The sequence below is a fragment of the Marinobacter gelidimuriae genome (genome assembly GCF_000372805.1).
GTDB lineage: Bacteria > Pseudomonadota > Gammaproteobacteria > Pseudomonadales > Oleiphilaceae > Marinobacter > Marinobacter gelidimuriae.
Map to the genome: position 1 here is coordinate 64,272 of NZ_KB889851.1, position 10,999 is coordinate 75,270.

The following is a 10,999-nucleotide window of genomic DNA, read 5'->3' on the forward strand; positions in this document are numbered from 1 at the left end:
TCCCGATGCTATTCAGTGTGGTTAAACCCGCCCGGGCGGTTATGATCAGTGTGTTTTTTGCACTGGTTGTGGCGGCCTTGGCGGGTTGTTCGTTTAAGCCGGAACAACAGATCTGGGAAATCTCCGGGCCGATCTTTGGCACCCGTTACCACATCAGTGTGGTGATGGAAGACGACCAGGTTCGGCTTCAACAGCTTGCCGGCGGCATTGAGCAGGCTCTGGACGGCGTAGATGCTGCTATGTCTACCTGGCGCGAGGATTCCGAACTGTCACGCTTTAACGCGCTGCCAGACCAGTCCGATTGGACCGCGTTGTCAGCACCCTTGTACACCGTGCTGCTGGAAGCGGAAACGGTGTCAGCGCTCACTGACGGCGCCTTTGATATCACCATAGGCCCTGTGGTCAATCTGTGGGGTTTTGGCCCGGATGCGCGGCCAGACAAAGTGCCAGACGAGGCCACGGTAGCCAGAATATTGGAGCGCACCGGTCATAAAAAAATCGAGCTGCGCGACCAGCCCCCGGGCATACGTACCAGTGAAGCGCAGTATCTGGATTTGAGTGCCATTGCCAAAGGCTTTGGCGTTGACGAAGTCGCCCGCTATTTAGCCGCAGAAGGCATTAGCGGTTATCTGGTCGAAATCGGCGGCGAAGTCAGTGTTGGAGGGCGCAAACCCGATGGTTCGGCCTGGCGCTTGGCCATCGAAACACCCGGAGATGCCGCAGGGCAGGTGAATCGCATCGTCGCGTTGGGTGGAGTGGTGGACGGAGCCTTAGCTGTGGACAGTGTCCGGAATGATCGTGCCCTGGCTACTTCCGGCGACTATCGTAACTATTACGAATTTAACGGACAGCGTTATTCCCATACACTGGACCCAAAAACCGGTAAACCGATTACCCACAACCTGGCGTCGGTCACCGTGATTGCGGAAAACTGTATGCGCGCTGACGCCCTGGCCACCGGCTTTACTGTGATGGGGTTCGAGGATGCCATGGCGTTGGCTGTCCGCCAGAACATACCGGCTTATTTTATAGTGCGCGGTGAGGCGGGGTTTGAAACCCACTACACACCGGCATTTTCATCTTTTATAACCCAGTAGAGGGAGAACAGCATGGGTACTTTTATTCTGGTGTTTTTTATTGTGATTCTGCTGGTAGCGGGCATGTCGGTGGGCGTTATTTTTGGCCGCAAACCGATCAGCGGTACCTGTGGTGGCATTGGCGCGCTAGGCATCAGTTCTTCTTGCGATATATGCGGCGGCAACACCCAGAAATGTGAAGAAAACAGCGAGCGCCTTGATGGCGAAGCAGATAGCGGTCTGGGCTACGATGCCACTCGCCCTAAAAGCTGAGTGAAAACAGACAATAACGTCAATTTGCGACCCAGATAAGGAGTTATGGCGGGTATGCCAGAGCATCATTACGACGTAGTGGTTATCGGCGCCGGACCGTCCGGCGAAGGTGCTGCGATGAACGCAACGAAAAACGGCAAGCGCGTAGCCATTGTTGAAGACAAAAACACCGTAGGCGGCAACTGTACCCACTGGGGTACCATTCCTTCGAAAGCCCTGCGCCACTCGGTCAAGCAGATCATCACCTTCAACACCAACCAAATGTTCCGCGATATCGGCGAGCCGCGCTGGTTCTCGTTTCCGCGTGTTTTGCAGAATGCTCAAAAAGTGATTGGCACGCAGGTTAAACAGCGCACCCAATGCTATTCCCGCAACCGTATTGATCTGGTCAACGGCAGCGCCTCGTTTGTTGATAAAAACGAGCTGGAAGTACGCGGCAGCAAAGGCGTGGAAATCCTGCACTTCAAGCAAGCGATTATTGCTTCGGGCTCGCGCCCCTATTTGCCGCCAGATGTGAACTTCCGTCATCACCGTATTTACAACTCAGACACCGTTCTGAGCCTGTCTCACACGCCGCGCACCTTGATTATTTATGGGGCAGGGGTGATTGGTTCGGAGTACGCCTCTATCTTCGCCGGGCTTGGCGTAAAAGTGGATTTAATCAACCCGGGCAGCCGCTTGCTGACTTTCCTGGACGACGATATTTCCGACGCCCTGAGTTATCACCTGCGCAACAATGGCGTTCTGCTGCGGCACAATGAAGAATACGAATCCGTAGACGGCGACGACCACGGCGTGGTGTTGTCTCTTAAATCCGGTAAGAAAATTCGGGCGGACGCGTTCCTGTGGTGTAACGGTCGCACCGGTAACACTGACAAACTGGCGTTGGAAAAAATTGGTTTGCAGGCCAATGGCCGCGGCCAACTGGCGGTAGACGACCATTACCGCACCGAGGTAGAGAACATCTATGCCGTCGGCGATGTTATTGGCTGGCCCAGCCTGGCCAGTGCCGCTTATGACCAGGGCCGGTCTGCCTCCTCTGACATTGTCCAAGACGATTACTTCCGCTTTGTGTCAGACGTGCCTACCGGCATTTATACCATTCCGGAAATCAGTTCGGTGGGTAAAACCGAGCGCGAACTGACCGAGGCAAAAGTGCCCTACGAACTGGGCCAAGCGTTCTTCAAGGACTTGGCGCGGGCACAGATTACCGGTGAAGCGGTGGGCATGCTGAAAATTCTGTTCCACCGTGAAACCCGTGAAATTTTGGGTATTCACTGCTTTGGTGACCAAGCTGCAGAGATTATTCACATCGGTCAGGCCATCATGAACCAGAAAGGCGAAGCAAACTCGCTGAACTACTTCATCAACACCACGTTCAACTACCCGACTATGGCCGAAGCCTATCGGGTAGCCGCGCTGAACGGATTAAACCGGATTTTCTAGCGGTTTCAGTGAGTGCCTATGGCCTGCTGTTTGCCCGGTGCAGTGACATCGCTGTTGTCGGGCAGAGCTGATTGGTGACGGGTGCGATTGTCGAAGTAGGTTATGGTGCTGGTCGGGTAGTCGGTAATAATGCTGTCTACCCCCATTTTTTCCAGCTCCAGCATGTCGAAAATGCGGTTTACCGTCCACGCCGATACGTGCATACCCTTGCGGTGGGCATGCTCCACCAGCTCCTTGCTGAGCAACTTCCAGTTGATGCACAAGTATTCCACTTCCAGACGGCTGGCAATGGTCATTGGCCGCGGAAATTTGCGTTCTGCCACCAACCCCAATCGAATATTGCGATCACGCCGGCGAATTTCCTTCAAAAAATGAACATCAGACGAAGTCACGGCCACTTTGTCATAAAGTCGTCGTGCCTGAATGATTTCCGTTAGCCGGTTGCTGAGCACATTCATGCGCGGGGATTTATCGCTTTTTACTTCCAGCTGCAAGTGTTCAAGATCGTCAAACCGGTCCAGCAACTCATCCAGGCTGGGAATGCCTACCGGGCTCGGCCAGGTACTGACGTTGCGGCGGGCGTCCATACCGGTCAGCTCTGCTAGAGTGTATTCGCTGACGTTACCTTTAAACGTGGTTGTACGATTTACCGTTAAATCGTGTACCAACACTGGAATGCCGTCTTTCGACAGCACCAGATCCAGCTCAAAGTGGCGTATGCCCTGGCGGTGGGCATGCACAAAGCCTTCCAGGGTGTTTTCCGGAGCCTCACCTTTGGCACCGCGGTGTCCGTATACAATCATTTGGCCATTGAATCCTTGACAGTCTTATAAATTGCCTGGCGTTTTTTCCAGGTGTCGTGACACAGGCGGATGTCTTCCAGGTACGCCGGCAATTCGTTCATCAGCAGCGCTTGAGGGCCGTCTACCAGAGCCTTTTCCAAATCTACCAGCACCATGTTGGCGCCCGCTACAACACCCTGTGCGGTGGCGTGCATCACCTCCAGAATGCCATCCGGCGCGCGGTCACGGCTGCCCACAGAGTGGGACGGGTCAATACACACCGGCATGCGGGTCAGGCGCTTCACGGTGGGAACATGGGCAAAATCCACCATGTTGCGGTGGGGCTGGCCCGCTTCGGTTTTCATGCCGCGCAGGCAAAAGATCACGTTGGCATTGCCTTCCGACGCCAAGTATTCCGCCGCATTCAAAGACTCGTTCAGGGTAATGCCAAAACCACGCTTGAGCAGCGCCGGGTAGGTGCTCTGGCGACCAATGGCCTTCAGAAGCTCAAAGTTCTGGGTGTTGCGGGTGCCAATTTGCAGCATGACACCGGTAGGGCGCCCCAGCTTTTCCAGGCAGTTGTCGATCTCTTCAATGTGGCTTTCATGGGTAATTTCCATGGCCACCACCTTAATGCCGTGCTTGCCGGCTTTTTCAAACACCCAGGGCAAGCAGCCCTTGCCGTGGCCCTGAAACGAATAGGGGTTGGTGCGTGGCTTGTACGCACCCATACGGGTACACACTTCGCCGTGCTGTTCCAGCGCCTGCATCATTTGCTCGACGTGTTCGGGCACATCCACCGCACACAGGCCGGCAAAAATATTCAGGTTGGACTGGTTGAATTCCACGCCGTTGTAGATAAAGCCGTTTTGACGGTTGTCGTCTTTATGGCGTCCCAGAATTCGGTAATCTTCTGAAATGCGGATAGCCCGCTCGACCGCCGACAGCGCTTCAATGTCTTCTTTGTTAAGGCCCTTGGTGTTGCCCAGCAAATACACTTCGGTTAACCGCTGTGTGGCACCTTGAATTTCGTGAACGTGTACTGAAACGCCGGGTAAATTTTCCAGAAAATTCAACGTGGTGCGATAAGCGTCGCTGTCCATCGGTGTGTCAGGATGAAGAATGGCTAGCATGGTGTGTCCTCAAAGTTTATTGCGCAGCTTCCGCACGGTGCCGGGCTCGTCTTTAAGAGTTTAGAGCTCAGCCTATGGCTTCAGCCCGTTGGCGTATCCGCGCTTCCAGTTTCAGCTGGTCGGCCGCGAAGAGCCGAATGCCGTCTGCCAGCTTTTCGGTCGCCATGGCATCGTTGTTTGAATTCCAGCGGAACTGCTTTTCATCCATGTGGCTGCGCTTGTCTTTAGAGCGGGCACCTTCCGGGCTGAGCTTGCATTCAAGTAAACCCGTTTCGTTCTGGAGCGCCTGCATCAGCGCCGGGCTTATGGTCAGCCGGTCACAGCCGGCCAACATTTCAATTTGCCCGATGTTGCGGAAACTGGCGCCCATCACCGCGGTGTTGAAATCGTTGGTTTTGTAGTAATTGTAGATACGCGCCACCGACAGCACGCCCGGGTCTTCACTGGCTGGAAAACTGTCGCGACCGCTGTCTGCCAGATGCCAGTCCATAATACGGCCAACAAACGGTGAAATCAGCGAGACCCCGGCCTGTGCACAGGCAGCGGCCTGGGCGAACGAGAACAGCAGAGTAAGGTTGCAGTGAATGCCTTCTTTTTCCAGCTGCTCGGCGGCTTTGATGCCTTCCCAAGTGGCGGCAATCTTGATCAGCACGCGCTGGGTATCAATACCCTGTTGGTCATAAAGCTCTACCATCCGCCGTGCGCGCGACAGTGTGCCGATGGTGTCAAACGACAGGCGGGCGTCTACCTCGGTAGACATCACGCCGGGAATCAGCTTCAGAATTTCGCCGCCAGCCAATACCGCCAGAATATCGGTAGCCAGACCAGGCCGGCCCGAACTTGCGCCGGCCTGGCGTTTTGCCGCGGCAATGGCCTTGTCGACCATCGGCTGGTAAGCGTCAGACTCAACGGCCTTGAGCAGAAGTGACGGGTTGGTGGTGGCATCTTGCGGGCGCCAGGCGGCAATGGCATCCAGATCGCCGGTGTCAGCCACGACGGTGGTCATGGTTTTCAGTTGCTCAAGCTTGTTGCTCATTCGCGCTGATGTCCTGCTACGTCGGTTACGTTGGTAAAGAAAGATTACGGTTCACTACAATAACGGGCCACCGCGGGCCGAACAAGACAACCAAAGGTTATTCAGCCATTAAATGGCATTACGCTTCGGTAAATACGGTGGTGACTTCGGTTTGTGGAACCTTGGCCAGGGCTGTGCGCAAAACCTCCAGCCCGGCGCCCGGTTTGTGGGCATTTTCGCTGATGTAGCGGCGGAATTGGCGCCCACCCGGAACCCCGTGGAACAATCCCAACATGTGCCTCGAAATATGGCCCAGATACACACCGCGCGCCAGCTCTTGTTCAATAAACGGGTACATGGCTTCCAGAGCTTCATGGCGGCTAACAGCCTTTTCCGGCTCCCCGAAAAATTCGCTGTCTACATGCGTCAGAATCCACGGGTTATGGTACGCCTCGCGGCCCAGCATAACGCCATCGGTATGGGCCAGATGCTGGTGGCATTCATCCACGGTTTTTATGCCACCGTTGATGATGATTTCCAGCTGCGGATACTTGGCCTTCAAGCGATACACCCAATCGTATTTCAGCGGCGGCACATCGCGGTTTTCTTTCGGGCTTAGCCCTTCCAGTACCGCGATACGGGCGTGAACGATAAAGGTTTTACAGCCCGCAGCTGCCACCGTCTCAATAAACCTGCACAGCTCATCCCAGGATTCGCGGCCATTAATACCAATGCGGTGTTTCACCGTTACCGGAATGTCCGTAGCCGCCTGCATCGCCTTAAAGCCTTCAGCCACAATATCCGGATGGCCCATCAGGCAGGCGCCAATCATATTGTTCTGCACCTTGTCACTGGGGCAGCCCACATTCAGATTCACCTCGCTAAACCCGAACTGCTGCGCCAGGTTCGCACAGTGCGCCAGTTCGTCTGCATTGCTGCCACCTAACTGCAACGCCAGCGGATATTCTGCCACGTTGTGGCGCAAAAAACGTTCGGTATCGCCGTGAATCAAAGCGCCGGTAGTGACCATCTCGGTGTACAGCAGTGCGTGCTTGCTGAGCTGGCGCGCCATGTAACGATAATGCGGCGTAGTCCAATCCATCATTGGCGCGACCGAAAACCGCCGAGAAGGCTCTACGCCTGTGTTCACGTGGCCTGCGGTCTGATTCTGTGGTGCTTTCATGTCACTAATATTAACCATTTATTGCCTGTTTTATGCCATTTTCGTAGTATGTGTGCTCCAGAATTGCTCCAGAAACTGGTTTGGAGCACCGCACGAATGGAGCATGGAGCACCGTGGCCGCTATTACTGCAAGAACCCGGGCCGATGGAACGAAATCGTATCGCGCTGCCATCCGCATAAAGCGGAAAGGCCGCATAGTATATAGCGAAAGTCTAACATTTGACCGTAAGGCTTTGGCGAAGGATTGGGCAAGCCGTAGAGAACGGCAACTGCAGGTGACGGGCGCTAACCGTGCCGGTGGCAATGCCCATGATGGCGAATGAAATTAGCAAAATAGTGCTTTTTATTTGAGGTTGGGGTGTGCGGGGAGAAATTTCAGGCACAAAAAAACCGGAGGCGTTGGTCTGCGGGGCTTTAGATTCGGTTTGGTTGGCTATTTTTGCTAGGGCAGGGCAGCCAGTATTTTCTTAGCAAGGGTCTGGCAGCGGCGTGCGTGAATAGCGGGGAAAGGCGTGTTGATGTGGTAATCCGCTGCATTCCGAAGCTTTCGAAGCTCGTTTAGTCGGTTGCTTAGTGTGGAGTTTTTCGCGGCGTAGGCTCGAATTACAGAATCGTGAACACCACCAGACGTGTCGGTTATGTTGGCGGCATCCCTAGCTCGCAGGAACGCACCGTAGTAAAATCTGCCGGCCGCGGTTCTTGCAGCGCTTTCGGGGTCAGCTTGGGCGCAGCTTAGTATTTCGCTGGCAATTTTAACGAAGCCGTTACCATCAAAGCGATTCTGCATGGGATATCGAAAAAACAACTCGGGCAAGATTGATTGATGCGCTTGGCTCCATCACGTTACTGAGAACGTGTTCGTCAATTGCATCCCATACGTCAAAATCTTCGGTGGCTACTACTGCCGTAACAAACAGATTTTCATTCCCTGATTCGGGATCTTCTACGATTTCTACAACAACGCGTTCTACGTTATCGGCATAGCGCGCTGTGGTTGCTGCCAGTAAGGCTAGCTGGCCGACATCGCTATTCTGTGCAAGATACAATGCGGCTTTTTTGGGGTCGTTTACGGTCGCTACTGACTTAAGAGCGGCAACCATGCTTCTGGCTTCCTGAAAGTCGAAAATGCTCCGGGAGCCTAATTTATAAAGCGCTCGGGTTTGCGATGAAGCAAAGCGGGTGTTGCTTTGAATATGATCGCTAAACCTTGATCGGTTCAGCTGGGTGCTACGGTAGAGCTTTTCGGCATCTATATCCAGATCGGCCGGTTCGTAAAACCGTTCAATGTTTTGCGTTTGCGATATGGGCATTTGCGCCTGCATGATTTGATCGGGCGAGCCAAGAGCGGGGTTGTATGTATAAGTTGCTGTTGTCATGAATTCAGCCCTATAAACTCCAGAGTTTCTGGTGTCAGCAGATCGTTTAACGTTTTTTTATTGTCGTGGTGTGCTTTTTCCATGATGGCTTTGGCAGTATCGCCATTAAGCCCTGAAAGTTCACCGTTAGAGCTTTTTACGCAACGAATAACATTCAGTATTTCAGTTTTGTGGGGTTTCTTTTCTTCCCACTGAGTCGATAAATTCAAATTCTGTATGTATTCGCGGCCGTCTGATTCTTCAATCCAGCCTTGAAACAAGTGCCAGAGCGGGGTGCCTTGTTTGATGCTTTCTGGCAGAAATCTGCTGTGCTCGTTAAAGAACTTTCCTAATCGATAGGCTTTATCGTTAAGAGACCAGTAAAAGCGGTCAGTAAACATAACGCCGATTTCTTGAACAGGCCAGTTCGCAAGATCCAAAAATTCTGACAGCTGGGATATCCACAGGGCTGATGAATCCCGAAAGCTGCTCCAGCCTGGGTATTCAAGGCACTTAATAATAATTCGATTCTGATCTACAACAAGCTGCCAATCCAGCAGATCTGAGCTGGTACTGATTTGGTCCAGTGTCCACCCGCTGAATTCCGTGGAGCTTTCTGTTTTTCCTTCGCTAACGGACACGTTCAATGATTGGTTTGCGCTGGATTTGGTAAATGATTCTTTAAAGTGTTCGGGCAGCGATTGCAGTTTTTCCAGGCGCTGGGCGTCCAGATCATTCGCGAAAGCGATGATTATTGTTGCATCAACTAATGAGTGGCTCGCGCCCGCTCTTTCGAGCTGAACATCTTTCATCACAAACCTTTGGCCTGAAAAGTACGCTGCGCAGTGTAAACATTACGTTTGGTTCTGTCATTGAGTCTAGTGCTATTTATCGGTAGTTCCACACTATTTTCTACTTTTTTGAAGCTGCCGCAATGACATTCAGCGTTTGCGCTAATTCTTGGGCAGAGTTAATCATTGCCTTGTTCGGGCAGGCTTCGGTTTCTAGTCATTTCGTACAAGAAGTCAGCAAGCGAATTGGCCATAGCTTTGTTGAGCAATCCGGACTGGCTAGCTTGTGTCCGTGCTTATCCGGTTGTCACACCCGCCCACTACCGGTAGTATTTTGAGCATCTGCATGAACGTGGGCCGATCATGGCAATCGACGTACTTGAGCGGGACGATCTGCCGTTCCCTCACTCGCTTCCTGAGTTTCAGCGCCTGTTCCCGGATGAAGCGGCGTGTGCTGCCTACCTTGAGCGCGCACGATGGGGCACTGGGTTCATCTGTCCGCACTGCGGGGTGGCTGACGGGCCACGGTACATTTCCACGCGCCTTGGGGTGCTTCGCTGCCGCCATTGTCGCCGCGACACCAGCCTTACCGCCGGCACCGTCATGGAGCGCACGCATACGCCGCTCTCGGTAGGGTTCTGGGCGGCTTACCTGGTCGCCAGCCAGACGCCCGGCCTGTCGGCCATCCAGTTCCAGCGGCAACTCGGTTTGTCGCGCTACGAAACCGCCTTCCAGATACTTCATAAGCTCCGCGTTGGTATGGTGCGCCCCGATCAGGACCGTATCGGCGGGAACCCGGCGCCAAGCTCAACCCGCGAAGAAGTGGCCGCTACGCCGGACGCGTCAGGCTTGCCTTGGTACCTGACCGCAGCGCCGATTCGCTTTGCGGTTTTATTGAAAGCGTCGTGGCGCCGGGCGCCAGAATCATCACCGATGACTGGAGCAGTTACGCCGGGCTCGCCAAGCACGGCTATGACCACGTGTCCGTCGTGGAACGGGGCAATCCGCAGGTTGCCGAAGAGTTCATGCCCATCATTCATCTCGTATTCTCCAACCTCAAAACGTGGCTGCGCGGTATCCACCATGGCGTCAGCCCGCAGCATCTGCAGGCGTACCTCAACGAGTTCACGTTTCGCTTCAACCGCCGCTTCTATCCGTTCAACGCATTCCGCTCACGGCTCGGCATCGCCGGAGGCGTCACCGCGCCTACCTATGCCGAGCTCTACGCCGCGAAATCCCGCACCACTACATCTAGTGGGTGGGTGTGACAACCGGATAAGCACGGTACAGACCCTGCTAAGGCTATGTTCGCACTAAGTGTTGAAAACTTTCTGTCATAATGAAATCCGCCATAAAATCAGTTGGTTGATTTATTTTTGATTGATTATGATCGAACCATCGAAACCAGCCAAGATATTGGGTGGCGACACCGTGAAAACGCTGGATCCAGCCCTTGAGTCGTTGATGGTAGTTGTTCACCCCTTGAATGTGGAAGACTGACGCTTTGACTCTTTCACCAGCACTGGCGTTGAGCACCTTGTGCTCAAGATGGTGCTTACGGGTCAATGTTTCAAAGGTCAGATGACCGTCTGTACAGAGAACGATATCTCGGTTTAACAGGGGGAGCAGATGCTGCTCTACATTTTTCAGAGTGACGTGTTTGAGAACAAAGTCGGCCTCACCAGCGCTGCGGTCACGAGCCACCAGAACGGGCACCCACGTGACTCCTTTCTTGTTGTCATTGCCTCGCTTGCGAACAGGCCGTTTANCAATTTTGCGTTTGCCTTTGAATGATTCGCGGAACATTGTTTGATCAGCTTCTACGATGCCAGTAAGTAGAGGTGTATTAAGGTAATCTGCCAGTTTTAGGAAGCGATGGCGCCAGCGGAAAGAAGTGGACAGATGAACGTGGCAACGCGCTGCTGCTTTACGCAGTGCTTCAGAG

At 53.7% G+C, this 10,999-nt stretch carries 11 protein-coding genes and 1 pseudogene; 4 read left to right on the plus strand and 8 right to left on the minus strand.

Going from position 1 to position 10,999, the window contains the following annotated elements; translation table 11 throughout:
- The first annotated feature begins 5 nt into the window (after positions 1-5).
- The 3 genes from A3OI_RS0103580 to sthA are packed head-to-tail and all read left to right on the plus strand — an operon-like array spanning position 6 to position 2,795.
- Entirely contained in the window at positions 6-1,097 is a 1,092-nt protein-coding gene (locus tag A3OI_RS0103580; protein ID WP_018402968.1) for an FAD:protein FMN transferase, read from the plus strand.
- A gap of 12 nt (positions 1,098-1,109) precedes the next feature.
- On the plus strand, positions 1,110-1,349 hold the full coding sequence (nqrM, locus tag A3OI_RS0103585; protein ID WP_018402969.1) for a (Na+)-NQR maturation NqrM: 240 nt from the start codon (positions 1,110-1,112) through the stop codon (positions 1,347-1,349).
- 54 nt (positions 1,350-1,403) lie between these two features.
- Complete coding sequence (sthA, locus tag A3OI_RS0103590) at positions 1,404-2,795, plus strand: Si-specific NAD(P)(+) transhydrogenase (RefSeq protein WP_026223976.1); 1,392 nt, start codon at positions 1,404-1,406, stop codon at positions 2,793-2,795.
- Positions 2,796-2,800: 5 nt separating this feature from the next.
- Here sthA and A3OI_RS0103595 read toward each other — a convergent pair whose 3' ends face one another.
- From A3OI_RS0103595 to A3OI_RS0103625, 7 genes are all read right to left on the minus strand, one after another.
- A complete protein-coding gene (locus tag A3OI_RS0103595; RefSeq protein ID WP_018402971.1) occupies positions 2,801-3,598 on the minus strand; it encodes a glycerophosphodiester phosphodiesterase in 798 nt (265 codons plus the stop codon).
- Positions 3,595-4,710, minus strand: a complete 1,116-nt coding sequence (locus A3OI_RS0103600; protein ID WP_018402972.1) for a 3-deoxy-7-phosphoheptulonate synthase — start codon at positions 4,708-4,710, stop codon at positions 3,595-3,597. Before A3OI_RS0103600 ends, A3OI_RS0103595 begins: the two co-directional genes overlap by 4 nt.
- A 67-nt stretch (positions 4,711-4,777) precedes the next feature.
- Positions 4,778-5,746 (minus strand): transaldolase, encoded by a 969-nt coding sequence (gene tal / locus A3OI_RS0103605; RefSeq protein ID WP_018402973.1) that lies wholly within the window; start codon positions 5,744-5,746, stop codon positions 4,778-4,780.
- Between the two features lie 118 nt (positions 5,747-5,864).
- A complete protein-coding gene (gene dusA, locus A3OI_RS0103610; RefSeq protein ID WP_040474909.1) occupies positions 5,865-6,908 on the minus strand; it encodes a tRNA dihydrouridine(20/20a) synthase DusA in 1,044 nt (347 codons plus the stop codon).
- 442 nt (positions 6,909-7,350) lie between these two features.
- Positions 7,351-7,695 carry a hypothetical protein gene (locus tag A3OI_RS0103615; protein WP_018402975.1) on the minus strand — a complete coding sequence of 115 codons (345 nt, stop codon included), beginning with the start codon at positions 7,693-7,695 and terminating at the stop codon, positions 7,351-7,353.
- A complete protein-coding gene (locus tag A3OI_RS0103620) occupies positions 7,679-8,284 on the minus strand; it encodes a hypothetical protein (RefSeq protein WP_018402976.1) in 606 nt (201 codons plus the stop codon). The genes A3OI_RS0103615 and A3OI_RS0103620 overlap by 17 nt, the downstream gene beginning before the upstream one ends.
- Positions 8,281-9,075 carry a TIGR04255 family protein gene (locus A3OI_RS0103625; protein WP_018402977.1) on the minus strand — a complete coding sequence of 265 codons (795 nt, stop codon included), beginning with the start codon at positions 9,073-9,075 and terminating at the stop codon, positions 8,281-8,283. Before A3OI_RS0103625 ends, A3OI_RS0103620 begins: the two co-directional genes overlap by 4 nt.
- A 342-nt stretch (positions 9,076-9,417) precedes the next feature.
- Between A3OI_RS0103625 and A3OI_RS19255 the strand changes: the two are divergent.
- Positions 9,418-10,322: pseudogene (locus tag A3OI_RS19255) on the plus strand (IS1595 family transposase).
- Between the two features lie 34 nt (positions 10,323-10,356).
- On the opposite strand, the gene A3OI_RS19260 reads toward A3OI_RS19255, so the two are convergent.
- A complete protein-coding gene (locus A3OI_RS19260; protein WP_081622875.1) occupies positions 10,357-10,989 on the minus strand; it encodes an IS1595 family transposase in 633 nt (210 codons plus the stop codon).
- Positions 10,990-10,999 lie beyond the last annotated feature (10 nt).

Bases quoted from the DNA above. Each gene is read 5' to 3' on its own strand.
- sthA (WP_026223976.1), top strand. From the start codon at position 1,404: ATGCCAGAGCATCATTACGACGTAGTGGTTATCGGCGCCGGACCGTCC.
- A3OI_RS0103620 (WP_018402976.1), bottom strand. From the start codon at position 8,284: ATGACAACAGCAACTTATACATACAACCCCGCTCTTGGCTCGCCCGAT.
- tal (WP_018402973.1), bottom strand. From the start codon at position 5,746: ATGAGCAACAAGCTTGAGCAACTGAAAACCATGACCACCGTCGTGGCT.
- A3OI_RS0103600 (WP_018402972.1), bottom strand. From the start codon at position 4,710: ATGCTAGCCATTCTTCATCCTGACACACCGATGGACAGCGACGCTTAT.
- A3OI_RS0103625 (WP_018402977.1), bottom strand. From the start codon at position 9,075: ATGAAAGATGTTCAGCTCGAAAGAGCGGGCGCGAGCCACTCATTAGTT.
- dusA (WP_040474909.1), bottom strand. From the start codon at position 6,908: ATGAAAGCACCACAGAATCAGACCGCAGGCCACGTGAACACAGGCGTA.
- A3OI_RS0103580 (WP_018402968.1), top strand. From the start codon at position 6: ATGCTATTCAGTGTGGTTAAACCCGCCCGGGCGGTTATGATCAGTGTG.
- A3OI_RS0103595 (WP_018402971.1), bottom strand. From the start codon at position 3,598: ATGATTGTATACGGACACCGCGGTGCCAAAGGTGAGGCTCCGGAAAAC.
- A3OI_RS0103615 (WP_018402975.1), bottom strand. From the start codon at position 7,695: ATGCAGAATCGCTTTGATGGTAACGGCTTCGTTAAAATTGCCAGCGAA.
- nqrM (WP_018402969.1), top strand. From the start codon at position 1,110: ATGGGTACTTTTATTCTGGTGTTTTTTATTGTGATTCTGCTGGTAGCG.